This window comes from Exiguobacterium sp. KJ 601 (genome assembly GCF_027161185.1).
Lineage (GTDB): Bacteria > Bacillota > Bacilli > Exiguobacteriales > Exiguobacteriaceae > Exiguobacterium > Exiguobacterium profundum.
The window spans coordinates 1,381,328-1,406,085 of sequence record NZ_JADHZG010000001.1 but is presented as its reverse complement, the minus strand read 5'-3'; the positions used below and the strand labels follow the sequence as shown (position 1 = coordinate 1,406,085).

Here is a 24,758-nt window from a genome sequence, read left to right as displayed (position 1 = left end):
TCGATGGGAATCATTCGAGAGTTACCTGAACAGCTCGCGAACCGAATCGCAGCCGGGGAGGTCGTCGAGCGACCTGCTTCCGTCGTGAAAGAATTAGTCGAAAATGCGATTGACGCGGGAGCGACGAAAGTAGACGTCGACTTACAAGAGGCGGGCATCCGTCTAATCAAAGTGCGAGATAACGGGCATGGGTTCCATGAAGAAGATGCGGCGCGAGCCTTCTTGCGGCATGCGACGAGTAAGATCCGGGACGAGCATGACTTGTTTCGGATTCGGACGCTCGGCTTCCGCGGTGAGGCGCTCGCCTCGATTGCGTCGGTCAGCCACGTCTCATTGAAGTCAAAGCGAGCAGATGAGGATGGTTTTGAGATGACGCTTGAAGGTGGAGTCGTCAAGGCGACGAATCCGACGGCGACGAACGTCGGGACCGAAATTGCGGTCAGTCAGCTCTTCTTCAACACACCGGCACGGCTGAAATATTTGAAGACGTCAGCAACGGAACTTGCGAGTATTACGGATACGTTGAACCGTTTAGCGCTGTCTCATCCGGAGATTCGATTCACCGTCTTTCATGAAGAGAAAGAATTGTTGCGTACGAACGGGAATGGAGACTTGAAACAAGTCATGCTTGCCATCTATGGTCGCCAAGTCGCCGCACAAATCGTCACGGCGTCGAGCAAGACGAACGATTATACGCTGAGCGCCCATCTCGTGCGACCGGAAGTGACCCGTTCGAACAAACAGTACGTGACTCTCATCTTAAACGGTCGAAGCATCAAGAACTTTGCACTGACCCAAAGCGTGCTTGAGGGCTACCATACGCTCTTACCGATCGGTCGCTATCCAATTGCCGTGCTCGAAGTAAAGATGGACCCGATGTTGATTGACGTGAACGTCCATCCGACGAAACGTGAAGTGCGTTTGTCGAAAGAAAAAGAACTATGCCAGCTCATCCGAGAGACCGTTCAATTGACACTCCGGGAACAACGTCTCATTCCGTCTGTGAAACAAGAACCGAAGCCGAAACGTGTGACACCTTCTGAACAGTCGAAACTCGACTTTTCGATGGAGCCCCAACCTAAACAGGCAGATCCGGTCGAATGGAACTATCCGATTCCTCGCGAGCGAAAAGAGTCGATCACGTCTCCTTCCCAGTGGAACCCGGCGCCGCTCGTTCATGAACCGGAACCAGAGATGATTGAACCAAAACAGGTCGAAGAGCCTGTACGTCAGTCGGAGCGTCTTCCGGCGTTAGACGTCATCGGGCAACTGCATTCGAGTTATATCATCTGTGGAGCGGAAGACGGGATGTACGTGATGGACCAACATGCCGCTCAGGAACGCATCAAGTATGAGTTGTTCTATGAGCAGTTAGGACGTCCGGAAAAAGAGTATCAGCTTCTATTGATTCCGCTGACGTTAGAGTTCACGCAAGAAGAGACGCTCGCTATCGAAGAAGTGCTCCCGCTTCTAGCGGATGCAGGCATCACGTTAGAGCCGTTTGGGGGTAACACGTTCCTTGTCCGTGAGATTCCGACATGGTATCCGCAACATGACTTAGAGGGCACGATTCGTGATCTGGTGGAGATGGCCATTCAACAGCGGTCAATCGACATCGCGAAATATCGCGAAGAAGCATCAATCCTCATGGCGTGTAAACGATCGATCAAAGCGAACCATCCACTCAATATGGAGATGATGCGACAATTGATTGATGATTTGAGTCGTACGACGTCTCCGTTTACCTGTCCGCACGGGCGACCGATTCTCGTGAAATGGAGCACGTATGAGCTTGAGAAGTTATTTAAACGCGTCATGTAATCGTCTTGTTACCTTGTTTTAACACGATGTAACGTTTATTCAGCCTTCCTCATGGGAAAACTATACACATGTCACTCAACGCATCGAGGTTGAGAGGTGGCTTTTTCACTGCCTCACCCTCAAGATGTCGACATGAAATGTATATCCATGTAGGAGGAAAAGAAAATGACGAACAAACTTCAAGTATCAAAACGAGAATTACGCCCACGGTCACTGCGCACGAAGTTGCGTAAGGAAGGTAAAGCGTTAGGCGTCGTCTACGGCTACAAAGTAGACAGCACGCCAATCGTATTTGACGAGATGGACCTTCGTAAAATTCTTCGAGACCACGGTGACAATGCCTTGATTGAACTCCATTACGATGGAAATAAAATCAACACGCTCGTGCACGGATCGGAAACGGACCCGTTCACAAACTTTTATCAGCACGTCGAATTCATGGCCGTGAAGATGGATGAAGAGACAGAAGTTGAAGCGGATATCGTCCTTGTTGGTGACGCGAAAGGCGTCAAAGAAGGCGGATATCTTGCCCAGTCACTTTATAAAGTGACGGTCGCTGCGACACCGGCCAACATCCCTGAACGCATCGAACTTGATGTGTCAGACCTCGAAATCGGTGACTCGGTGACGGTAGCAGATCTTCCAGAAGACAAATCGTACACGATCGTCTCGGAACCAGATATGCACATCGCCTCTGTGAATGAGCCGGTTGCAGAAGTTGAAGAGGAAGAGTCGGAAGAAGGTTCAACTCAAGAGGAAGCATCAGAAGCTTCATCGGAAGAAGCTGAAGAATCGTCTGAGGATAAAGAATAAGAGTTACACAAGTGCTTCGAGAAATCGGAGCACTTTTTTGTTTGTCACAAATCCGCCACATGTAAACGATTACGATGTGAACACTCTGTCAATTCCTTCTAGAGGTGATTGCCAACAGAGACTGTACAGTTTATATTGTTAATGATTTCACATATTCGAACTGATACTTTCCTATTTAATTATTCAGAAAGAAGGGTTTGTGACATGGCATCAATGGAAATCCATGCACTCGAATCATTACGGAAAAAAGCACAGGCTTCCTCGCAAATGATTCATTATCGTCCAATGGAATACTTTTTACGGGCGATGTTAGCCGGGATCTTTATCGGCTTTGCTTCAATCTTCACGTTGAAAGTCGTCAACGGTATGTATTTAGCGGAATCTCCGTTCACGACACTCATTGGGGGCTTCTCGTTCGGGATCGCGCTCGTCATGATCATCTATGGGGGAGCGGAATTGTTCACGGGGAATACGATGTATTTCACAACGTCGACACTTCGTGGCTATACAACGCTCAGTGATACGATGCTCGTCTGGTTGCTCTGCTTCGTCGGGAACGCACTCGGGGGAATCCTATTTGCGTTACTACTTGCACCGACTGGCGTCATCCAAGAACTCGGGATGAACAACTGGTTGTTCTCCGTTGTTGAGGGGAAAATGCACCATACGACGGTCGAAATTTTCTTCCGCGCTATCTTCTGTAACTGGATGGTCTGTCTCGCTATTTTCTTACCGAAACAAATGAAAAATGAGTTCGCTCAAATCTTCTCGATGATCTTCCTTGTCGCGGTCTTCTTCGCTTCAGGATTCGACCACGTCATCGCCAACTTCGTATTGTTCGCCTTGACGCTCGTCGTCCCACACCCGGAGACGATCAGCATGGCAGGTGCAATCCACAACTTGATTCCTGCAACGTTCGGTAACATTATCGGTGGAGCGCTCTTCATGGGAGCCATATATACGTGGCTCAACTCGAAGGGTCTTCGTGAAGCACAAGAATTAGAGGAAGAAGTCGAATTAAAAGTTGTAAAAGCTGTTAAATAAATGATGTTTGTCACATATAACGTAGAGCCTTGTCTTACCGAAGACGAGGCTCTTTTTTATCGTATGATCACACATAAACTGTCACAATATCGACTCGTGACCATTGAGAAAAACACATGCCATAATCTATATATAGGATTTTTAAAACGATTAATATTGTTTTGAATCCATATATAGTGAGGTGATGGGTTTTGAAATTACTGCAGTTGTATGAGGACGTCTGCATCTTACCAGATCAAGACTTAGTACAAGAGAATGCGAACGTGGACGGTAAATCCCCGCTCGGGAAACTAGCACGACTCTCTTCGGAAGTGTCGAAAGAACTATCGCAGACGTATTTGATGTCGGAGCGACCAAAACAGGCCGTCACTGATAACTATTTATATGTGCACGACGCCGACTATTACATCACAGGCTCGACGACATGTTGTCAAATTCCACTCGGTCAATTATTAAAAGATGGATTCCATACGGGGCATGGAACAATCAGGTCACCAAAGGACATTCGCTCCGCCATGGCACTCGCATCGATCATCCTTCAAGCGAATCAAAATATGCAGCATGGGGGGCAGGCCTTCCCGATGTTTGACGTCGACTTGGCACCGTATGTCGAGAAGACATATGAGCGTCAACTGAGCCGACTCCAATCCTTACCCGTTGACTGGGAAGAAACGCAATTGGAGATACTCGCGGAAGAAGAGACGATTTCGGCGACGTATCAGGCGTGTGAGGCGTTCATCCACAATGCGAACTCCATGCACTCACGAGGTGGCGGGCAAGTGCCTTTCGTTTCGATCAATTATGGAACGGACACATCAAAGTGGGGACGTATCCTCATTCGAGAGTTACTTCGTGCCACGGAACGAGGGTTAGGGAACGGAGAGACTCCTATTTTTCCTATTCAAATCTTTAAAGTGAAGGAAGGAATCAACTTTCGGGAGGACGATCCGAACGTCGATCTTTTCCGTGAAGCATGTCGGGTCACAGGAAAACGGCTATTTCCGAATTTCTCCTTCATCGATGCCCCGTTCAATGCCGCTTACTATGATGGGACGCATGCATCTGAAGTGGCGTATATGGGTTGCCGCACTCGGGTCATGGGAAACCGACACGGAGAAGAGACGTCGATCGGTCGTGGCAATCTTTCATTTTCCACACTCAACTTGGTGAAGATGGCACTTGTCTCGGAGTCGATCTCGGATTTTTACAGCATTCTCAACCGATATGTCGACATCGGGATCGAACAGTTAGTCGAGCGTTTCGAATATCAATGTACGCGTCGCGCTGAAGAATTTCGTTTCCTCTACACACAAGGTGTCTGGCGTGGAAGTGAGCAGTTACATATTCATGATGAAGTCCGAGACGTATTGAAACAAGGAACGCTTTCACTCGGTTTCATCGGACTCGCTGAAACGTTGAAGGTGTTGACGGGAGGTACACATGCTGAGTTCCGTGAAGCGGAGCGACTCGGTCTTGACATCGTCACGCATTTGGCCAATCGCATGCGTGCGGCAGCCGAAACGTACGACTTGAACTTTTCGTTGCTCGCGACACCGGCAGAAGGATTGTCAGGTAAATTTGTGACGCGAGACCAGGAAACGTTTGGGATGATTGAAGGTGTCACTAATCGTGCCTTTTATACAAATTCATTCCACGTGCCGGTCTATCAGTCTGTATCAATTCGTGAGAAAATCCGAATCGAGGCACCGTATCACGCATTGTGTGACGCGGGACATATTTCATATGTCGAAGTCGATGGGTCACTTGCCCACAATGCGGAAGCGGTGGAATCGATTGTCCGCTTGATGCGACAGCATGATATCGGCTACGGTTCCATCAATCATCCGGTCGATCGTTGCGGAAATTGTGGGTTAGAAGGACTGATTGACGATGCCTGTCCGACGTGTGGCGAGGATACAAACATTGAACGAATCCGCCGCATCACCGGTTATTTGGTCGGGACGATGGACCGTTGGAATACGGCGAAGCGAGAAGAAGAGCGGGCGAGGGTGAAACACGATGCGCATTCTATCCGTCGTTGAAGAATCCGTCGTTGACGGACCGGGGATTCGGACGGTCATCTTTACTGCTGGCTGTCCGCATCACTGTAAAGGGTGTCACAATCCTTCCTCGTGGAATCCAACCGGGGGTGAGGATGTCGAAGTAGAGGAACTTGTTCAGCGCGTCAAGCTCAGTGGTTGGGACGGGGTGACCATTTCTGGAGGCGAACCGTTTCTTCAATCGTCAGCGTTAGCAAAACTCGTCACGGCATGTAAGTCGCTCGGTAAAAATGTGTGGGTGTATACGGGTTATACGCTCGAACAGTTGGAAGCGATGCATGACGAAGCGATTCAAACCGTGTTGGACTACGCCGATGTGCTCGTCGACGGTCGTTACGAGCAGTCGCTACGAGATATGGGACTTCGTTTTCGAGGATCGAGTAATCAACGAATCATCTTTTTGAATAAAGTATAATCGAGGCAGAGATGTCTCGATTTTTTGTATAATGTTGAAAAAGGGGGAGTTTTCAATGAAATGGTGCAGTTTTGAGATGCAAGAAGAGCAACGAGTGGGGATTGTCAAAGGCGATTTCGTCTACGATGTCAGCAATCAAGTACATACGACAAATTTATTAGAAGTGATCGCGCGTGAGTTCGAACCAGATATCGATTTGGACGTGGCGCCCTCATACCGAATGACGGATGTGAAACTACTCGCCCCGTACCGTCCATTGAAAAACGTAATTTGTATCGGCAAGAACTACGAAGAACACGTGAAAGAGATGGATACAGCAGGAGCAGGGAAACTCGTCATCTTCACGAAAGCACCGACCTCGGTCGTCGGTCCGGAAGCGGTCATTGAGCGTCATCCTGAATTGACGGACAAACTTGACTATGAAGGTGAGCTCGCCGTCATCATCGGCAAGTCTGGACGAGACATCGAAGCGGTCGAGGAGCACATTTTCGGTTACACCATTCTAAACGATGTGACGGCTCGAGACGTGCAAAAAGAACATGTCCAATTCTTCCGTGGCAAGTCGTTCGATACGTTTTGTCCGATGGGACCGTTCGTCGTCACAGCGGACGAGCTCCAGTTCCCTCTCCAAATCAAAACAAGTGTCAATGGGGAGACGCGTCAAGATGGGACGACAGCCGATATGATTCGTCCGATTGATGAACTCATTCGTACACTGTCGAAAGGCATGATGCTCGAAGCGGGTGACATCATCGCGACAGGTACACCAGCCGGAGTTGGGCACGGGATGACGCCACCGACGTATCTACAAACGGGAGACACGGTCGAAGTGACGATTGAAGGTATCGGTACATTAAGAAATGTGATTGTCTGAATGAAATGACGTAAAATGTGAAGAATCTTGTAATTCATTTATTATTTTATAAATGAGTGTTCCTCTTCGTTATAGTAAGGGTAGAAGATAACACAGAGGAGATGAATCATTATGGATCGTCACGATCAATCAAATGAACGCGATCAATTACATGAATCAGAGCAACAAAAAGATTGGTTAGATACAGAACTCGGTTCATCCAACCGAGAAGAGACAAAAGTACGAACACAATCAAAACCGTCATTCGTCAGCCGTATGTTCCCGGGACTTGTCGGTGGAGTCATCGGAGCGTTGTTGACGGGCGCAATCGCATATCCGTTCATCGACCAACCCGCGACGAGTGTGAGTGACACGAACGTGACCTCGCAAGGGACTCCGGTCCAAACGTCATCGAACGTATCCGATTCTTCGGTCACAAATGCCGTCGCGACCGCTCAACCGGCCGTCGTGACTGTAAACAACTTCGCCCAAACTGGCTTCTCGAGTGAGGCGGTCGAGGCTGGAGTCGGATCAGGTGTCATCTATAAAAAAGAAGGTGACTCGGCATTTATCGCGACGAACCATCACGTTGTCAACGGAGCGGACAAGCTGACGGTCACCTTTAATGACGGAACGACTGCGGAAGCGACACTCATGGGAAGTGACGCGACGTATGACTTGGCCGTCTTGAAAGTGGACGCTGACAAAGTACCGGCCGTCATCTCAATCGGCAAATCGAGCGAGTTGAAACCGGGTCAAACGGTCATCGCCATCGGGAATCCGCTTGGACAATTCGAGAACTCCGTGACACGCGGTGTCGTCTCATCGACGTCACGCCTCGTACCCGTCGATACGGATGAGAACGGACAGGCCGACTTCAATGCCGAGGTCATTCAAACGGATGCGGCCATCAACCCAGGTAACTCAGGTGGTGCGTTAATCAACGAAGAAGGACAACTCGTCGGAATCAACTCGATGAAAATTGCGACAGCAGAAGTCGAGGGAGTCGGATTCTCAATCCCAGTCGACATCGCCCTTCCGCTCATCAATCAAATCGAACAGACGGGAGAAGTGAATCATCCGTCACTCGGCGTCTCACTTCGTGACGTATCAGAGTTCCCTCAAGGTTACTTGACGGAACAAATCAACTTGCCTGAATCGGTGACGGCGGGAACAATCATCGTGGAAGTGCAACAAAATAGTTCAGCTGCGAAAGCGGGTCTTAAGGCACGTGACGTCATCGTGAAAATCAATGACAAAGACGTCAGCTCGTTCATCGACCTCCGTAGTGAATTGATTCGCGATACGGACGGAACGGTCGACATCGAATATATCCGGGACGGAAAAACGGAGACGGTTCAAGTCGAGATTCAAAATGCGAACGGTTCTGCATTGTAAAAGGTGGGCAATATGCCCGCCTTTTTTGCTATGCTTATACAAAAGGAGGATGAGTTATGGTACGAAATTTATATGGGGTGTTACTATTCGGGGCAGGAATTTTACATTTTGTAAGAGAGAAGGCGTTCATGTCGATTATTCCGAAATCTTGGCCGTTCCGCCGACTGATGGTGCAACTAAGCGGAGTCGTTGAAGTCGTGTTCGGGGCGATGCTCTTACTCAACAAGGGAACATCGTTCGTGAAACGGACGCTACCGGCATTCTTTATCGCCGTCTTCCCGGCAAATATCAACATGGCCGTCAAGCCATCTAGAATCGGTGGGAAGGTCATTCCGAAATGGATTACATGGGGACGACTCCCGCTTCAATGGGTTTTGATCAAAGGTGTCAAAAAAATATAAAGGTGTGGAGATACATATGACAAGCGTACTCATGTGGTTTGAGCATTTCCATGCTCATCCAGAAATCAGTTGGAAAGAAGTCGAGACGACTCGAACAATCGCATCCATCTTATCAGACTGGTCGATTCCCCATCGAACGTTTGAGGACGTGACCGGAGTAATCGCGGAGATTGGATCGGGAGAAGAAGTGATTGCGGTCCGCGCCGATATCGACGCGTTATGGCAACAAGTGGACGGTACGTTTCGAGCGAACCATTCATGTGGGCACGACGCGAACATCAGCATGGTACTCGGTGCGCTCGAACAGTTGAAAGACGAAACGTTACAAAAGCGAATCCGTTTCATCTTCCAACCTGCCGAAGAGCAAGGGAATGGTTCGCTCGCCATGATCGAACGAGGGGCGTTAGAGGACGTGACGCAACTATTCGGAATCCATTTACGTCCACAAGAAGAGTTGAAAAGGGGACAATATGCGGCGGCGATTCAACATGGTGCTGCCTTCTTCTTAAAGGGAGAGGTCATTGGGGATGATGCGCATGGTGCGAGACCACATCAAGGACAAAACGCACTCGATGTCATCTTCACGATTCAACACATGCTTAAAAGCATTTACTTGTCACCGTTTGAGCCGCACTCTGTCAAGTTGACGAAGGTACACGCCGGGAGTGACAACATGAACATCATTCCAGGAAATGCGACGTTCTCGATTGACGTCCGTGCCCAACAAAATGAAGAATTGCTCGAACTGCGCAATCGTGTCGAAGACATGTTACTCCAGGTCGGTCAGCTTCATCGTGTGAAACTTGAATGGGAGTGGCAAGACTTCACACCGGGAGCCGTCGTTGGGGAAGAGTCTAGCCAAATCGCCAAGCGAGCGATTGAGAAACGCTTCGGTGAATCGTCTCTCGTTGAACGGATCGTCACGTCAGGTAGCGATGATTTTCATTTCTATACTGTCGAGAAACCGTCACTTGATGCAACGATGATTGGCATCGGCGCTGATTTAGGTCCAGGCCTTCATCATCCGCATATGACGTTTGACCGTGACGCGTTAGAAGATGGGGCACGCCTGCTCGCGGATGCGCTGTGGATTGCAGCAACATAAATCAAGATGGGTGAGATAGACAGATGTCTGTCCACTCATTTTTTTATTGCGTCCACTCCTTGTAAGCGCTATCATAACGTTATTAGCGACAATATAACGACAATTCTGAATTTTCGCTATAGGGGAGGAAGTTAGATGGAAACAACGGGGAACAAGCAAGACATGAAGTTAGGGTGGGCGCTCTTGCCACTCGGGGTGATGATCGTCGTCATGCTCATCTCGATTGTTAAGCTCGGTCAAGGTCCACACATTCCGCTCATCGTCGGAACGGCAGTCGCTTCAATCGTCGCCTGGCGTCACGGGTTCAAGTGGAAAGAGATTGAAGAGATGATGTATAAAGGGATTCGTCTCGCCTTACCGGCAGTCGTCATCATCATTTTGGTCGGGTTGACGATTGGGGCATGGATTGGTGGAGGGATTGTTGCCACGATGATCTATTTCGGACTGAAGATCATCTCACCGGCATACTTTTTGTTAACGATTTGTCTCATCTGTGCCGTCGTCGCGCTCTCAATCGGGAGTTCATGGTCGACGATGGGGACGATCGGTGTAGCGGGGATGGGCATCGGGCTGAGTATGGGGATACCGGCGCCGATGGTAGCGGGGGCGGTCATCTCAGGAGCTTACTTCGGGGATAAGATGTCGCCTTTGTCAGACACGACAAACTTGGCGGCAGGATTAACTCATACGAATTTATTCGTACATATTCGACACATGCTCTATACGACAATTCCAGGACTCATCATTGCACTCGGGGTATACGCATGGCTCGGTAGACGATTTGCAGATTCTTCGACAGACTCGTCTGAAATCACACAGACATTGACGATTTTAGAGGACAGTTTTGTCATCTCACCATGGTTACTCCTCGTTCCACTCGCCGTCATTTTGCTCGTCGCAAAGAAGGTGCCGGCGATTCCAGCACTCGTCGTCGGGATTGCCCTAGGTTTCTTGGCTCAAGTGTTCATTCAAGGCGGAACGCTTGCAGACAGCGTAGGCGCTCTTCAAAGTGGCTATGTCATTGATACGGGTAATGAACTGGTCGATAACCTCTTCAGCCGAGGTGGTCTTGATGCGATGATGTACACGGTCTCGATGACCATCGTCGCGATGACGTTCGGTGGGATTTTAGAATATTCGGGGATGCTACAATCCATTATGAACCAAATTTTGAAGTTGGCGAAAACGGCAGGTTCGTTGATTGCTTCAACGATTTTAGCGGGAGTTGCGACGAATGCGACGTGCTCGGAGCAGTACATCTCAATCGTCGTCCCGTCACGCATGTTTGCTGGAGCGTATGAAAAAATAGGATTACAGTCGAAAAACTTATCTCGTGCCCTCGAGGATGGAGGAACGTTGACATCCGTGTTTATCCCGTGGAACACGTGTGGGGTATTCATCCTCGGCACACTCGGGGTCGGAGCATTCGAATATGCACCGTACGCCGTCTTGAACTTCATTGTACCGGTCATTTCGATTGTATATGCCTTCACGGGATATACGATTGAGCGCATCGCGGTCATTCAACAGGAAGAACCTGTCGCGGAACAAGCGGCTCAATAAAACGATTCCCGGTCGTCAATCGACCGGGAATTGAAATTTATAGACGGTGCGCGGACGACCTTGGCTGTAGCTCATCTCTTCGCCAATCGGATGAACGAGTTTTGCATCAACCAATTTTTTAATGAGTCGCTCTGTCGTGCGACGTGTCACGTTTAAATGGTCGGTCAGCTCTTTCGCTGTAAACTCGAGATGGTCCATTGAAAAATGAATGAGCTTTTCGATATTGGTCGGACTCATACCCGTCTGTTTCATCATGTCATAGACACGCGTTTGCGTGACGCGGAAATGAATCGGTGCCGGTTGGTCGGTGAACGTCATTCGTTTTGAATCGTCGACGATGCGTATAGCGGCATTGTTTGTCGTATGAAGGGCAAGTTCGGCATGCTCAACGGCGCGTTGATAATCGGAACCATACCCGATCCCTACATGACCAGAAATGTTCTCTGACAAGATGGAACCGTTTGACATGGCGGAGTCAATCCTTCCTTTACTCGATAATAGGACGATACCGTCTTGAGTGGTCTCCATCAATTTACCACCGAAATAATGATGTTTTGTCGTATGGTTGAGCGTATCTTCACTTGCATCCGAGTAGAAGAGCACGGCGAGTTGTGACTGGTCTGATTTGTTCAATCGAATCTGTTGAATAAAATCATGGAAGTGGTGGAAAATTCTCTCTTCTGGCTCAATCATGAGCTGACTAGCAAAACCATTTTCCACTAAGTGTCGATGGACTCGTTCGACACTCGTTAAGGCGAATCGAGTCGTCCCAGTTCGTTGAAGTTGCTCATGAAACGAAATCAACTCTTCGAAATTCATATACGGACTGAGTTCTTTCACTTGCGGTGGCGACATGTGGCTTGGAAACGATGCTAAAATCGAATCAAGTCGTGACGCATCAACGAGATCGATAGAGAGATGTTCGAGTCGGAGCTGTTGTGTCAATGTCACATATAAGAGTGACGTCAATAACACGACATCATCTTGAACGACGTGATGGGCAAATGGAAGGGTCATTTCCTCCGTCGCATACGTATAAGGGAATGAACCGGAAAAGAACACTCCGTCGAAAAATAGGAGATGCGTAGCGATGTCTTTCGCTTCTCGCGGGTCATCATAAGGAAATCCCTCGATTCGAACATCGGGTAAGGAAGAACCGTTCTGTACCTGTTGTATAAACGATGGTGAGCCGACAACGGCGATATGGATGGACATGTAAAATCCCCCTTGCAATTTAGCGACTATATAACGACAATATAGAGGAAAGGACAGTTGAAGTAAAGGAGTGATGAACATGAATATTCAAAAAATAGAAATTTTCTCGGTTCGCTTTCCATTAAAGGTACCATTCATCGTCAGTTATCACCGTTATGATGATATGCCTTCTGTCATCGTCAAAATGACAACCGCATGTGGACTTGTCGGTTATGGAGAAGCCGTGGCGGATGAGCATGTGACGGGTGAGTCCGCTGAGAGCACGGTCAGTGTACTCCGTCATCTATTGGCTCCGCTCTTAATCGGAAAAAATCCGATGCACCTAGAGCATATTCATGACGAGATGGACCGTGCGATTCGTGGTGTTCCGGCTGCCAAAGCAGCACTTGATATCGCGTGTCATGATGTGATCGGGAAAAAGCTGAATCAACCAATCTACGAATGGATTGGCGGTCGGTACCATGAATCATTCCCAGTCACTCACGTCTTGAGTATCGGAGAGCCGAGCCATATGGCACAAGAGGCACTCGAACAAATGAAACGAGGCTATACAGCAGTGAAGATGAAGGTCGGAGTCGATGTGCAAACGGACGTGGCGCGTGTCAAGGCGGTACGGGAAGCGGTAGGAAATGACGTGCCGATTCGAGTCGACGTTAACCAGGGATGGATCAACGCGGCCAATACGGTTCAAGCCATGCGTCTACTCGAACCGTATGGAATCGACTGGGTCGAACAACCGGTCAAGGCGGATGATTTTGAAGGCATGCTCGAAGTGAAACAAAAAATCTCAGTCCCGCTCATGATGGATGAAGGGTTGAAAGATATTCACGATATGAGACGCTTGACGATGATGCAGGCAGCCCATAAAGCGAACATCAAGCTGATGAAGTGCGGTGGCATCTATCCAGCGAAGAAGTTGGTCCATATGGCGGAGATGTCCGGAATCGAAAGCCAGATTGGTTCTATGGTCGAATCCTCCATTGCATCGAGTGCAGGATTCCATGTCGCTTTCTCGAGTAAAATCGTGAAGACGGTCGAGTTGACGGGTCCGCTCCGGTTCGGGAAAGATGTAGGAAACTTATCATATGATTTACCAATCATCTCGCTGAACGATCGTCCGGGACTAGGTATTGACGTCGATGAGGACGTGTTACGTGAATTGACGACGGAATCTTACGTGGTTGGAGATGAGTCGCATGTGGCAAGGTGAGATCAAAGACCTTTCACTTCATGTATGCGTCCTAGGCTTGTCGGATTTACCGGAACTGTTAGCCGTTCAAGATACGGTCATTCAGGCGTTGGCTGAACCGGAGCACTATCAATCGTTATCGGTTGAAGAGTTCACGAAACTGTTGACGGATCAGACGTTGATTGGGGCAAAAGCAGATGGTCGGATTATCGCGTTCCGAGCGATGCTCATCCCACCGATTGATGCGGAGCATCTAGGGCGAGATATCGGATGGCCGGAGGATTCGCTTGAACGTGTCCTGTATCAGGAAGTGACGAACGTCCATCCAGACTTCCGTGGATATGGACTACAGACACATTTAGGCAAACTGTTGATGGCACAAGTGGAATCGGAGGATCGATTCGATGTCGTCTGTGCGACTGTCGCACCGTTCAATATTCCAAGCATGAAAGACAAGTTCACGCTTGGACTCCGAATCGGGGCGTTGAAAGAAAAGTATGGCGGGAAACTCCGCTATATCTTTTACAAAGAGATGCATCGTTCGTGGCATCCCACATCAGTTGCGCAAGATGTACCGATGGAAAATCGTGGGCGACAAGTTGAGTTGCTTCAAGCCGGTTGGGTCGGGACGGGCATGATGAAACAAGGGGAACAGTGGATTGTTCGATATGAGAAGTAAAAAATCCTCGTCAAGCTGACGAGGATTTTGTTTATTCGAGAACGAAGAGTACATCATTCGCGAATTTCTCATACGTACGGTCACTCGGGTGGAACTGATCGGACGCTAAATCTCTTGATAAGTCAGAGATGTAGGCGAACGGATCGATCACATCGATATTCTGCGTATTCGCCAATTGCTTCGCGGATGCGTTCCAATCAAGGATGAGCTGATTGAATGCTTGTCCATTCTCATCATTTTGAAACGGATTGTATAGACCGATATACACGATGGTTGCTGAATCGTTGAGTGATCGAATTTCAGTGAAAATCGTTTCTAAATTCGTCTTCGCATCCGTGACCACTTGTTGAATATCGACGGATTCGAAGTTATCGACGTTTTCCCCACGGTTGAACAAATCGTTTCCACCGATGGTCAACGTGATATATCGTGCGTTCTCAATCGTTCGACGCACTTCAGGTTGCTCGAGTTGTGTGAGTAAATCTTCTGTTCGTGCCCCAGACACGGCAAGGTTTTGCGTACGTACGCCTTCTTCTTCAAGAGCAGTGCTGACAGGCTGTACATATCCTGCGCCTGATGTTGACCCCACACCGCGTGTCAACGAATCGCCTAATGCGACGTAGACGTCTCCTTCTGGCTCGGGACGTTCATCTTCGGAGACGGAAAGTGTTCGCTCCGGCGGATTGACGATATCTTGATAGCCGATCCATAGACCGTAGACGGCGATTCCCGTTAAAAGAACGGCGCCACTTAAAAATGCATACCATTTCGACTGTTTCATGGGCTGACCTCGCTTTCTATATAAACATCATATCAAATATAAATGGATGTGCCCTATGTGAATGTTCGAATAGGACAGATTCGCTTTTGTCCGATAGAATAAAGAAAGAGGTGAGACAATGGAACCGACGTTAAAGCTACATCAACTAACTAAAGTGATTGGGAAAAAGACGATTATCGATAACATTTCGTTAAACGTCTACCCGGGTGAGGTCTTCGGATTTTTAGGGCCGAACGGCGCCGGGAAGACGACGACGATTCGAATGATTGTTGGCTTGATCAAACCGACGAAAGGAAATGTATCGATTTGTGGGTATCGTGTCGACAAACAATTCGTCCAAGCAATGAATCAAATCGGCGCAATCGTCGAGAATCCAGAGCTGTATAAGTTTCTATCCGGACGTGAGAACTTAGAAGCGTTCGCACGCATGTTACCTGGCGTCGATGATAAGCGAATCCAAGAAGTCATTGACCTCGTCGATTTGACTGCTCGAATCGATGATAAAGTGAAGACGTACTCTCTCGGGATGCGTCAGCGGCTCGGGATTGCCCAAGCGTTATTAAACAATCCACGGGTGCTCATCTTGGATGAGCCGACGAACGGGCTCGATCCGATGGGGATTCGGGATTTACGACTTTTCATCCGTCGTCTCGTAGAAGAAACGGGGCTGAGTGTTCTTGTGTCGAGCCACATCCTAGCTGAAATTGAGCTATTAGCGGACCGAGTCGCCATCATGTCGCGAGGCAAGATTGTCAAGGTGGGGACGGTCCATGCTTTGATTGAAGAACTCGCGTCAACGGTCGACTTACATGTGACGAATAGCTTCGAAGTATTGCCGATCGTTCAAGGGTACGAAGGAATCGACCAAGCGGACGTGGTGGACGAACGAACGATTCGTATTTCCATGAACGTGGAAGAGACGGCGAAGTTGAATCGATATTTGATGGAAAGAGATGTCGAGGTGTTCGGACTCGAGCGCCGAGTCCAAACGTTAGAGGACCTCTTCATCACGTTGACAGGCGGTGATCACATTGCCTAATCCATCTATGCTCGGCCTCATTCGTAATGAAGTGCTCAAGATTCATCGGAAACGCAGATTGATGGTCGTCTCTATCATCTTGATCGTACTTGTTTCGATGTTCACGTATGCGAACTATCGTCAAATCGAGAAACAACGCGAAGAACAAGGAACGATTGATTGGCGTGTCGATCTCCAGCAAGAAATCATCGATACACAAAACCGACTCGCCTCCGCGAACGTCCAAGACGAGTTTCGGCAGATTCTTGAGTTCCAAGTCCAACAGAATCAGTATTATCTTGATAATGATATCAATCCGAATTATCCGGGAGCTCCGACGTTTATGCGCGTCTTCTTCTCCCAAGGGACTACGCTTGTCCTACCGCTGTTCATTATTGTATTGATGGCAGATATCGTGAGCGGAGAACATAACGATGGAACGATCAAGACATTGTTATCGCGACCGGTCCGGCGATATAAGATCTTGCTCGCCAAATGGCTGACGACGCTCTTTTATACTTCGATCTTAATATTTGTGACCGCCGTCGTCAGTTACGCCATATCCGGTATTGTTCTCGGCTGGGACGGATGGAATGCTCCGATTTTGACCGGTTTCCAAGCTTCGCCGACCGGAACCTTCTCGACCGACTTTGTGCATACGTTGCCGATGTGGGAGTACCTGCTTATGTCGATGGGTCTTTCATGGCTCGTCGTGGCTGCGGTCGGGACAATTTCTCTCATGATTTCTGTCTTGGTGAAAAATACGGCGACTGGAATCGGAATCATGATGGCTGTCCTCATCTCGGGGCCACTCTTGACATCGCTTGGCTCAAACTGGGATAGCTCGAAATACCTGGTGAACGTCAACTTCGGTCTTCATACCTATTTGGAAGGGCAGGCTCCTCCGATTGATGGGATGACGTTACCGTTTTCGCTACTCGTCATTCTCATTTGGTCGATGGTCGCTTTGGCGTATGCGTTTTACCACTTTACCCAAAAAGATGTGTATTAATTATTCGTGCTCCTTTCCTAAAGGAGCACGAATTTTTTTTGGATAAAATTAGGTCGTAAATAGAATGAATGGTTCTAAATACTCAATATTATGAATTATCAAAATAATTAAAAAGATGGATACAGCCTTTGTGGGAAAGTGTGTAAAGTAAGAATCATCACAAAGGAGGTAAACACATGAAAAAAGTTGTTTCTACATCACTAATCGCAGGCGTCTTGCTCGTCCCACAATTGGTCGGTGCGGCAGAATTGAAGTCAGGCACTCTGACGAAACCATCAGAGAGTGCACCGACAACGATTGTAAAAGAGTACGTCAAATCAAAAGGTGAGTTCAAGACGATCGAGTCGAAGTCAGACAAAGTCGGGAAAGTGGTTAAACTCCAACAGACAGTTGATGGCGTGCCAGTATTCGGTGGTGTGGTAGTCGGTGTCGTAGATGAAGCGGGTCAATTGAAGACAGTCGTGGATGATGCGAAATCGGTCAAGAACCTACATAAGTCGATCAAGTTAACTGAAAAGAAAGCCATCGCGAGTTACAAAAAGCTTGTCGGTCATAAAGGGGCCTACGAGCTCGAACCGGAAGCAGAATTGATTGTCTATCCAAAAGGTGACAAGTCGGTCTATGCATATCAAGTGACCGGAACGATCCTTGAAGCGGAAGAGCCATCACGTTGGACATACTTCATCGATGCGGGAACGGGTGAGGTACTCAATAAATTCGACCAGTTGGCTCACGCGAGACCGACGAACGGTGTGACAGGTACGACCTATACGGGAACGGGAATCGATGTGCTCGGCTACAGCCAAACGTTCAAGACAACGAAGAGCGGTTCTTACTATTACCTTCAAGACTCAACGCGTGGAAAGGGAATCTATACGTACGATGCGAAAAACCGTACGACACTCCCAGGTTCGCTATGGGCTGACGTGGATAACGTCTTGAACACGACTTACGACCGTGCCGCTGTCTCTGCACACGTCAACGCGACAAAGACATATGATTTCTACAAAAACACTTACGGACGGAACAGCTATGACAACGCCGGAGCTGCATTAAACTCTACGGTTCACTATAGCCGCAGCTACAACAATGCGTTCTGGGATGGAAGTAAGATGGTATACGGAGACGGAGACGGTCAAACGTTCACGTATCTTTCAGGTGCACTTGATGTAGTCGCTCACGAATTGACTCACGCGGTCACGGAGTACACGGCAGGATTAATCTATCAAAACGAGTCTGGGGCGATCAACGAAGCAGTATCGGATATCCTAGGTACAGTGGCGGAATATAGCGTCGGCACTAACTTCGACTGGTTGGTAGGGGAAGACATCTACACACCAGGTGTAGCGGGCGACGGACTTCGTTCGATGGCGAACCCGGCTGCATACGGTGACCCAGATCACTACTCGAAACGTTACACAGGCACACAAGATAATGGTGGGGTTCACATCAACTCAGGTATCGTCAACAAAGCGGCATACCTCTTAGGTAATGGTGGATCACACTACGGCGTATCGGTACAAGGTGTAGGAGTCATGGCGATGGGGGATATCTACTACCGTGCCCTCAATGTTTACTTGACACCAACATCTAACTTCTCAAGCCTTCGTCAAGCGGTCGTGCAATCTGCGAAAGACCTTTACGGTGCGACAAGTCCGCAAGCCGTATCAGCTGCGAAATCATTTGACGCTGTCGGAATCTACTAAGTTCTCAACATCTCTTCCGAAATTTTCGGAAGGGATTTTCTTATGCAGTTTTTGGGTAAATCAAGGTTGAACGTCGAGCGAAAAGGAGAACGAGTATGAACACGAAGGATTTTATTGTGTCACCGAACAGCAAGATTCAATTAGATGATTATCCGACGACTGTTTCAGACAAACCAGAGGATGAGACGTTGACGACTGAACTCATTCCGAACAGTGTCGAGCGATTGAAAGAACTACATTGGCGATTGTATGCCGAGAGCAAGAAAGGGATTATCGTCGTCTTGCAGGCGCTTGATGCGGGTGGGAAAGACGAAGCGATCAGCTATATCTTTTCAAATTTGAACGCCCAAGGACTGAAGACGAATGCGTTTCAAAAACCTTCCGATACGGAGAAAAAGCACGACTATCTGTGGCGAATGCATGATTTGTTACCTGAAAGAGGACAGGTCGGAATTTTAAACCGATCCCATTATGAAGAGGTCATTGCGCCTCGTGTCCATGATTTGTTGGGGGACGAAGTACTTCCGGAAGAAATGGACCAGGAAGAGGTCTGGCAGATGCGCTATCGTCAAATCAACGATTATGAACGCTATTTACATGAAAACGGATTCGAAGTCATCAAGTTCTTTTTCAATGTATCTAAGGATAAACAACGAGATCGCTTGCTTGAACGGTTAAAGGACCCGAAAAAGAATTGGGAATTCTCCTTCAGTGACGTCGAAGAACGACAGCATTGGGAAGAATATCAAGAAATCTTTGCCGAGATGTTGTCGCACACATCAACAGAAGTTTCACCGTGGTATGTGTTGCCGGCAGATGATGAGTGGTACAGTCGTTTTGTCATTTCGTCAGTCATGATTGATGTGCTTGAACGGATTGATCCACAGTATCCGACTTTCACGGATGAGGAACAAGAACGAATCGACGAGGCCATCCAAACCCTTGAGAACGAGTAAGGCGTGGCGTTCTCGTGAACACGTAAAAATCCCCTTGCACTGAAAGCGAATTCAAGCTAAAGTGATACAGTAGAACAAAGGTCAGACATCTGTACAAAGGGGTAATGAGTGTGGGTAATGTAAGTTTATTATTCGGTGGCGTCGCACTGTTTTTAAATAGTCTCGTTCTTCTCGGGAAAGTGGATAGCAAGAGCGCAGGGTTCTTTAGTTTGTTTACGGGACTCTTACAAACGTTTATCGCCACATGGTTATTGATTGGGGCGAGTCCAGAAGAGCAGTTCGGTTTTGCGAGCATCTATCTATTTGCGTTCACTTATTTATATGTAGGGGTAACGTTTATTTTGAATTTAGACGGCCGTGGCGTAGGCTGGTTCTCGCTATTCGTTTCGATTGCAGCCGCTTTTTACGGTGTGATGGCGATTGCAGGAAGTGATCCGATGGGGGCATTAACGTGGTTCTTCTGGTCATTCCTTTGGGCGTTGTTCTTCTTTGGAATGGGACTCGAAAAACCGAATAAGGCCATCACAGCACGTGTCGCCCTCGTATTATCATGGTTGACGCTGATTGTCCCGGCGATGGTTGGGATGGCTGGACTGATGAACGGATGGTATGACATGGTTTGGTGGGCGGCGAGCGGTACGGCAATCCTGTACTTCATCGTTTCTGTCAAACGTACGAAACAGACGATTGAAATTGCTTCATGATGAATTGAAAATGATCCGAGGTCATCGAGCGCGATCAAGTCGTGCCTGACGACCTTTTTTTATTGAACGATGAAAGATCGATATATGCAATACTTAGAAAAATGGAAATGAATGATACGGTACGAATGTCGTTAATTTCAAAAAGTGGGGTTGAGTTGATGATTGCACTTGAAACGTTGAAAAGTAGGCTCGTCAGTAATCAGATTGAAATACAAAATGAAGAGGGATATGTAGACACGTTACACTTTCTATTCAGTGAGCCTGCGATGGAAGTTGAAATTAAGCGATTGAAGCAAATGATGCCAAACGACATTATTCAATTCTTGAAGACCCATAATGGCGCTGACCTATTTGTTCACCCGACATACGGTGGAGGAATCCGACTTTTTAATGTAGATGAAATGATCGAGTATCGGGAAATATGGGAGTGCCCTGAACAATTCATCCCCGTCGGTGTCGGGAGAGATGGGAAATGGATTGTTTGCGAGGTCGTCAATGAACATGAAAACTACATTTGGGTTGGAGAATTTTTGACTTACACAGATGACACCGAAAAACTTCCGATGGATTATACACGCTGGTTCGACTATTTGATTGTCGCCCAAGGTGCTCATTTTTGGGATTGGTTCAGAGGTTAATAGATGATGACTAAATATTTGATTTGAATGATGACTTTGAAATGCGCACTCTTTATTGAGTGTGCTTTTTTACAGTTATTTTGTGTCTAAAATGTGAAAAGTGGGAATGAGGAAGCTAAAGGAGGCGAAAGCAGATGAGTGATGGTCTCGTGTTATTACTCGGATTACTTTTATGTGGTTGGATGCTGTTTGCCGTCGTATTTGATGATAGAATAAAAAGAAGAATTTGATGGCCCGTCTCGTGAGGAGACGGGTTTTTAATTGAGGAGTGAGATGTATGAAAAAAACACCTGTCGTCGTCATCGTCGGTCCGACCGCTGTTGGCAAAACGAAGACGGGCATCGAACTAGCGAAAGCGTTCGACGGCGAGATCGTCTCGGGTGACTCGGTTCAAGTGTACCGGGGCATGGACATCGGTTCAGCAAAAGTGACGAAAGAAGAGGCCGAAGGGATCCCGCATCATTTGATCGATATTTGTGACCCGGATGATGCCATGAGTGTCGCGATGTTTCAACAATTGGCGCGTGCCGCCATCGATGATATTTATGCCCGTGGCAAGTTACCGATTATCGTCGGTGGCACGGGGCTATACATTCGCTCCATCTTATACGATTATGAATTTGTGGAGCGACCTGTCGATGAAGCGTTGCGGGAAGAACTCGAACGGTTGGCGGAAGTCGAAGGGCGAGAGGCGTTACATCAACGATTGGTCCAACTTGACCCAGAGCGTGCGGCTACGATTCACCCGAATAACGTGCGTCGCGTCGTGCGGGCGCTCGAGGTAGCGATGCAAGGGGATACACAGACGACGGACAGTGCGCCATCCGAACATTATGATTATCGATTGTTCGTCCTCCACGCAGATCGTGAGATATTATACGACCGAATCAATCAACGCGTCGATGCGATGATGAAAGCAGGACTGGTCGAGGAAGTCGAACGACTTTTGGCACAAGGATATCGTGATACGCAGGCGATGCGAGCCATCGGGTATAAAGAAATGATTCCATTCATCGATGGAAACATCTCGAAAGAGAAAGCGACAGATTTGCTTAAACAGCACACAAGACAGTTCGCGAAACGGCAATTAACTTGGTTCCGTCATCAATTTGATGGAATTTGGGTGGATATGGGTCGAAAATCATTTGAACTATCATATAAAAATATTTATGATGATGTAGAGGGGTTTTTTCGAAAATTCCGATTATTTTAAAGAGATAAAGACTAGGGGGAATCCAGCATGAAAGCGAGCTACAACATCCAAGACCATTTTTTGAATCAACTTCGAAAAGAAATGGTACCAACGACCGTATTTTTAGTGAGCGGGTTTCAAATTCGAGGTGTCATCAAGTCATTTGATAACTTTACCGTCATCGTCGAGTCGGAAGGTCGTCAACAATTGATCTATAAACATGCGATTTCGACTTTCTCTCCGGCACGTAACGTGACGCTATATGAGCCGGATGCAGTTGAAGTAACAGAAGGATGAGCATAAGAAAAGGAGCGGCCCGGGGACCGCTCCTTTTCTTATGCTGTTTTTGTCGTTCCCGGTTGTTTGATTGCCTCAAGAACGCGTTGAATGGCGCATCCACCGAGGAGTGAATCCATTTGACCACAAATCTGAGTCGGCGTCGAACGGTGTAACAATGTGTATGTCCGCTTCCAAGCGCGCTCTGCCGATTGAATTCGGACGAGAAGGTCGGCGTGGCTCAGTTCTTTTAGCTTATCAATATTGAGTCGGTTCGTTCGAGCGAACGCAGACAAGATGACTGCTTTCGCTAGCGGTGTCTGAAGTGGGTAACCAGAAAGCTCAAGCGCCGCCATGGCCCCTTTCATCTCATGTTCGACAATTTTGTCGAGTGATGCATCTTTAGCATATGGATTACCGGAAAGATGCGTGAGTGACAGTTCTAAGTCCTGCATGCCCACCGGACAAGTTGACGCTTTTAGAATATGTTCAATGGATTGTTGCTCTTGTGCATAACGTGTCGCTTCCCCCGAGGCGATGAAACGCTCATACGTATCGATTAATGAAATCATTCTCGTTTCCCCCTTTATCGAACTACCTTTATCGTATCAATAATCGTAAGCGCTTTCAATATAATGAATGTGAAATCATGACCCTACTAGAAAGTATGTTCGCCTAATGAGCGGAAACACGATACAATGTCAGAAGATGCGAGGAGGGAATGATTATGAACTATTATCAACAAATTGATCCAGTCATCGGATCATCGATGAACCATGATCGATTTCAAATACCACAAATAGACAAATCAAAGGACCGTTTAGACCAGTTAGCCGATGGGACCCCTGTCCAAACAAAAGCGCTCGTCAGTACAGTCGAGGTTAGAGAAGGAAAGAATGGTGCGAAATGGCTTCAACTAAGTGTTACGACGGCGAACGGGATGATGCGTGCGAAGCATTGGCTACGTGGAAATGAGAGTGAACTACTTCCAATCTATGAATCGGGTGTCATCGAATTGTCCGGGAAAATCGATGTCTATCCAAAACCGGATGGCGCCAAATCGATTACGATTGACCGCGTCCATCCTATCTCAAAAGATGAGGCAATCTCGTTATTACCAGGCTTGCCAGGGGATGAGACGATGGAGCAGTTTGCGGATGAATTGTTCAGTTTGATTGATACGTTGTCACCGACCTATCAACAGATCGCCTACGGCCTCCTTGATTTCGTTTGGGATGATTTCGTACTATCGCCAGCGGCACTCTACCACCATCATAACTATGCGGGAGGTCTATTGAAGCATACCGTGTGTATGCTTCGTCTCGGCTATCGGATTCAAGAGCAAGATGACTATTTGGCGATGGTGTTTCGTGTAATCAAAGAAGCCGAGCAGTTGCACAAAGTCGACCTTTGGAATACGATGAACGGTGTTAAAATCGAACAGGCATATAAAGGAACGTTTGAATCGCTGTATGCCGCCTGTGAAGCGATGGCCGAGCGGAAAGAACCGTTGAATTGGGATGAACTCGCACTTGGAATCCTCTTCCACGACATCGGAAAAATATATGAATACAGTCATCTGTTATCTAGTCCGAATCGTTTTGAGAAGTTATCTCCTGTTGAGGGCACAAGTGAAACGACCGGCATCTCCATCAACCCGATGGGCACACTAATCGGGCATATGCCATACGGTGGGCTATTGTTTGAAGAAACGTTACGCCAGACGTCGACGCGACTGCCATTGGATGTCCACCATCGAATCTGGCACATGATTTTATCACATCATGGGAAACGTGAGTGGGGATCGAGTGTCCTCCCGATGACGACGGAGGCTTGGATGCTTCACTTGATTGATTTATTGGATGCGCGTTATGAGAAATGGGCTCGCGCGCACGAAGATTTGTAAGAAAAGGGTGGTA

The 24,758-nt window shown here is 47.8% G+C and carries 24 protein-coding genes; 21 read left to right on the top strand and 3 right to left on the bottom strand.

What is annotated here, in order from left to right; all coding sequences use genetic code 11:
* Positions 1–3 precede the first annotated feature (3 nt).
* From mutL to nhaC, 10 genes are all read left to right on the top strand, one after another.
* Entirely contained in the window at positions 4–1,821 is a 1,818-nt protein-coding gene (gene mutL, locus IRJ25_RS07195; protein ID WP_269318024.1) for a DNA mismatch repair endonuclease MutL, read from the top strand.
* A gap of 165 nt (positions 1,822–1,986) precedes the next feature.
* On the top strand, positions 1,987–2,634 hold the full coding sequence (locus IRJ25_RS07190) for a 50S ribosomal protein L25/general stress protein Ctc (RefSeq protein ID WP_269318023.1): 648 nt from the start codon (positions 1,987–1,989) through the stop codon (positions 2,632–2,634).
* A 213-nt stretch (positions 2,635–2,847) separates the two neighbouring features.
* Positions 2,848–3,678: a formate/nitrite transporter family protein gene (locus IRJ25_RS07185; protein WP_370568602.1), complete on the top strand. Its 831-nt coding sequence runs from the start codon at positions 2,848–2,850 to the stop codon at positions 3,676–3,678.
* Between the two features lie 191 nt (positions 3,679–3,869).
* Positions 3,870–5,720 (top strand): anaerobic ribonucleoside triphosphate reductase, encoded by a 1,851-nt coding sequence (locus tag IRJ25_RS07180; RefSeq protein ID WP_269318022.1) that lies wholly within the window; start codon positions 3,870–3,872, stop codon positions 5,718–5,720.
* The gene (gene nrdG / locus IRJ25_RS07175; RefSeq protein WP_074037124.1) at positions 5,698–6,153 is read left to right on the top strand and encodes an anaerobic ribonucleoside-triphosphate reductase activating protein; all 456 of its coding nucleotides are present in this window, start codon (positions 5,698–5,700) and stop codon (positions 6,151–6,153) included. Before IRJ25_RS07180 ends, nrdG begins: the two co-directional genes overlap by 23 nt.
* Positions 6,154–6,208: 55 nt before the next feature.
* The gene (locus tag IRJ25_RS07170; protein WP_269318021.1) at positions 6,209–7,027 is read left to right on the top strand and encodes a fumarylacetoacetate hydrolase family protein; all 819 of its coding nucleotides are present in this window, start codon (positions 6,209–6,211) and stop codon (positions 7,025–7,027) included.
* Positions 7,028–7,138: 111 nt separating this feature from the next.
* Complete coding sequence (locus IRJ25_RS07165) at positions 7,139–8,404, top strand: S1C family serine protease (protein WP_269318020.1); 1,266 nt, start codon at positions 7,139–7,141, stop codon at positions 8,402–8,404.
* 56 nt (positions 8,405–8,460) lie between these two features.
* Positions 8,461–8,805: a DoxX family protein gene (locus IRJ25_RS07160; protein ID WP_078146805.1), complete on the top strand. Its 345-nt coding sequence runs from the start codon at positions 8,461–8,463 to the stop codon at positions 8,803–8,805.
* Between the two features lie 16 nt (positions 8,806–8,821).
* Positions 8,822–9,910, top strand: a complete 1,089-nt coding sequence (locus tag IRJ25_RS07155; protein ID WP_269318019.1) for an amidohydrolase — start codon at positions 8,822–8,824, stop codon at positions 9,908–9,910.
* A 162-nt stretch (positions 9,911–10,072) separates the two neighbouring features.
* Positions 10,073–11,473 (top strand): Na+/H+ antiporter NhaC, encoded by a 1,401-nt coding sequence (nhaC, locus tag IRJ25_RS07150; protein WP_441316668.1) that lies wholly within the window; start codon positions 10,073–10,075, stop codon positions 11,471–11,473.
* Positions 11,474–11,488: 15 nt separating this feature from the next.
* On the opposite strand, the gene IRJ25_RS07145 is transcribed toward nhaC, so the two are convergent.
* Positions 11,489–12,688, bottom strand: coding sequence for a hypothetical protein (locus IRJ25_RS07145; RefSeq protein ID WP_269318017.1), 1,200 nt, complete (start codon positions 12,686–12,688; stop codon positions 11,489–11,491).
* Between the two features lie 79 nt (positions 12,689–12,767).
* Here IRJ25_RS07145 and IRJ25_RS07140 point away from each other — a divergent pair, with 79 nt between their 5' ends.
* Entirely contained in the window at positions 12,768–13,898 is a 1,131-nt protein-coding gene (locus tag IRJ25_RS07140; RefSeq protein ID WP_214783151.1) for a mandelate racemase/muconate lactonizing enzyme family protein, read from the top strand.
* Positions 13,885–14,556, top strand: a complete 672-nt coding sequence (locus tag IRJ25_RS07135) for a hypothetical protein (protein ID WP_214783154.1) — start codon at positions 13,885–13,887, stop codon at positions 14,554–14,556. Before IRJ25_RS07140 ends, IRJ25_RS07135 begins: the two co-directional genes overlap by 14 nt.
* A gap of 31 nt (positions 14,557–14,587) precedes the next feature.
* On the opposite strand, the gene IRJ25_RS07130 is transcribed toward IRJ25_RS07135, so the two are convergent.
* Entirely contained in the window at positions 14,588–15,337 is a 750-nt protein-coding gene (locus tag IRJ25_RS07130) for a GDSL-type esterase/lipase family protein (RefSeq protein ID WP_214783158.1), read from the bottom strand.
* 118 nt (positions 15,338–15,455) lie between these two features.
* Here IRJ25_RS07130 and IRJ25_RS07125 point away from each other — a divergent pair, with 118 nt between their 5' ends.
* The 8 genes from IRJ25_RS07125 to hfq all read left to right on the top strand — a co-directional run bounded on the left by IRJ25_RS07125 (position 15,456) and on the right by hfq (position 22,860).
* Positions 15,456–16,376 carry an ABC transporter ATP-binding protein gene (locus IRJ25_RS07125; RefSeq protein WP_269318016.1) on the top strand — a complete coding sequence of 307 codons (921 nt, stop codon included), beginning with the start codon at positions 15,456–15,458 and terminating at the stop codon, positions 16,374–16,376.
* Positions 16,369–17,367, top strand: a complete 999-nt coding sequence (locus IRJ25_RS07120) for an ABC transporter permease (RefSeq protein ID WP_269318015.1) — start codon at positions 16,369–16,371, stop codon at positions 17,365–17,367. Before IRJ25_RS07125 ends, IRJ25_RS07120 begins: the two co-directional genes overlap by 8 nt.
* 176 nt (positions 17,368–17,543) lie before the next feature.
* Entirely contained in the window at positions 17,544–19,073 is a 1,530-nt protein-coding gene (locus tag IRJ25_RS07115; RefSeq protein ID WP_159562219.1) for a M4 family metallopeptidase, read from the top strand.
* A 95-nt stretch (positions 19,074–19,168) separates the two neighbouring features.
* Complete coding sequence (locus tag IRJ25_RS07110) at positions 19,169–20,029, top strand: PPK2 family polyphosphate kinase (RefSeq protein WP_215244001.1); 861 nt, start codon at positions 19,169–19,171, stop codon at positions 20,027–20,029.
* A 104-nt stretch (positions 20,030–20,133) separates the two neighbouring features.
* Positions 20,134–20,733: an AmiS/UreI family transporter gene (locus IRJ25_RS07105; protein ID WP_269318014.1), complete on the top strand. Its 600-nt coding sequence runs from the start codon at positions 20,134–20,136 to the stop codon at positions 20,731–20,733.
* 158 nt (positions 20,734–20,891) lie between these two features.
* Entirely contained in the window at positions 20,892–21,371 is a 480-nt protein-coding gene (locus tag IRJ25_RS07100) for an SMI1/KNR4 family protein (protein WP_264092465.1), read from the top strand.
* 277 nt (positions 21,372–21,648) lie between these two features.
* Complete coding sequence (gene miaA, locus IRJ25_RS07095; RefSeq protein ID WP_264092466.1) at positions 21,649–22,584, top strand: tRNA (adenosine(37)-N6)-dimethylallyltransferase MiaA; 936 nt, start codon at positions 21,649–21,651, stop codon at positions 22,582–22,584.
* Positions 22,585–22,611: 27 nt separating this feature from the next.
* Entirely contained in the window at positions 22,612–22,860 is a 249-nt protein-coding gene (gene hfq / locus IRJ25_RS07090) for an RNA chaperone Hfq (RefSeq protein ID WP_012726185.1), read from the top strand.
* Between the two features lie 38 nt (positions 22,861–22,898).
* Here hfq and IRJ25_RS07085 read toward each other — a convergent pair whose 3' ends face one another.
* A complete protein-coding gene (locus IRJ25_RS07085) occupies positions 22,899–23,411 on the bottom strand; it encodes a hypothetical protein (protein ID WP_214688805.1) in 513 nt (170 codons plus the stop codon).
* A gap of 155 nt (positions 23,412–23,566) precedes the next feature.
* Between IRJ25_RS07085 and IRJ25_RS07080 the strand changes: the two genes are divergently transcribed.
* Positions 23,567–24,745 carry an HD domain-containing protein gene (locus IRJ25_RS07080; protein ID WP_264092467.1) on the top strand — a complete coding sequence of 393 codons (1,179 nt, stop codon included), beginning with the start codon at positions 23,567–23,569 and terminating at the stop codon, positions 24,743–24,745.
* Positions 24,746–24,758: the final 13 nt, after the last annotated feature.

Bases quoted from the DNA above. Each gene is read 5' to 3' on its own strand.
- mutL (WP_269318024.1), top strand. From the start codon at position 4: ATGGGAATCATTCGAGAGTTACCTGAACAGCTCGCGAACCGAATCGCA.
- IRJ25_RS07190 (WP_269318023.1), top strand. From the start codon at position 1,987: ATGACGAACAAACTTCAAGTATCAAAACGAGAATTACGCCCACGGTCA.
- IRJ25_RS07185 (WP_370568602.1), top strand. From the start codon at position 2,848: ATGGAAATCCATGCACTCGAATCATTACGGAAAAAAGCACAGGCTTCC.
- nrdG (WP_074037124.1), top strand. From the start codon at position 5,698: ATGCGCATTCTATCCGTCGTTGAAGAATCCGTCGTTGACGGACCGGGG.
- IRJ25_RS07170 (WP_269318021.1), top strand. From the start codon at position 6,209: ATGAAATGGTGCAGTTTTGAGATGCAAGAAGAGCAACGAGTGGGGATT.
- IRJ25_RS07165 (WP_269318020.1), top strand. From the start codon at position 7,139: ATGGATCGTCACGATCAATCAAATGAACGCGATCAATTACATGAATCA.
- IRJ25_RS07160 (WP_078146805.1), top strand. From the start codon at position 8,461: ATGGTACGAAATTTATATGGGGTGTTACTATTCGGGGCAGGAATTTTA.
- IRJ25_RS07155 (WP_269318019.1), top strand. From the start codon at position 8,822: ATGACAAGCGTACTCATGTGGTTTGAGCATTTCCATGCTCATCCAGAA.
- nhaC (WP_441316668.1), top strand. From the start codon at position 10,073: ATGAAGTTAGGGTGGGCGCTCTTGCCACTCGGGGTGATGATCGTCGTC.
- IRJ25_RS07145 (WP_269318017.1), bottom strand. From the start codon at position 12,688: ATGTCCATCCATATCGCCGTTGTCGGCTCACCATCGTTTATACAACAG.
- IRJ25_RS07140 (WP_214783151.1), top strand. From the start codon at position 12,768: ATGAATATTCAAAAAATAGAAATTTTCTCGGTTCGCTTTCCATTAAAG.
- IRJ25_RS07135 (WP_214783154.1), top strand. From the start codon at position 13,885: ATGTGGCAAGGTGAGATCAAAGACCTTTCACTTCATGTATGCGTCCTA.
- IRJ25_RS07130 (WP_214783158.1), bottom strand. From the start codon at position 15,337: ATGAAACAGTCGAAATGGTATGCATTTTTAAGTGGCGCCGTTCTTTTA.
- IRJ25_RS07125 (WP_269318016.1), top strand. From the start codon at position 15,456: ATGGAACCGACGTTAAAGCTACATCAACTAACTAAAGTGATTGGGAAA.
- IRJ25_RS07115 (WP_159562219.1), top strand. From the start codon at position 17,544: ATGAAAAAAGTTGTTTCTACATCACTAATCGCAGGCGTCTTGCTCGTC.
- IRJ25_RS07110 (WP_215244001.1), top strand. From the start codon at position 19,169: ATGAACACGAAGGATTTTATTGTGTCACCGAACAGCAAGATTCAATTA.
- IRJ25_RS07105 (WP_269318014.1), top strand. From the start codon at position 20,134: ATGAGTGTGGGTAATGTAAGTTTATTATTCGGTGGCGTCGCACTGTTT.
- IRJ25_RS07100 (WP_264092465.1), top strand. From the start codon at position 20,892: ATGATTGCACTTGAAACGTTGAAAAGTAGGCTCGTCAGTAATCAGATT.
- miaA (WP_264092466.1), top strand. From the start codon at position 21,649: ATGAAAAAAACACCTGTCGTCGTCATCGTCGGTCCGACCGCTGTTGGC.
- hfq (WP_012726185.1), top strand. From the start codon at position 22,612: ATGAAAGCGAGCTACAACATCCAAGACCATTTTTTGAATCAACTTCGA.
- IRJ25_RS07085 (WP_214688805.1), bottom strand. From the start codon at position 23,411: ATGATTTCATTAATCGATACGTATGAGCGTTTCATCGCCTCGGGGGAA.
- IRJ25_RS07080 (WP_264092467.1), top strand. From the start codon at position 23,567: ATGAACTATTATCAACAAATTGATCCAGTCATCGGATCATCGATGAAC.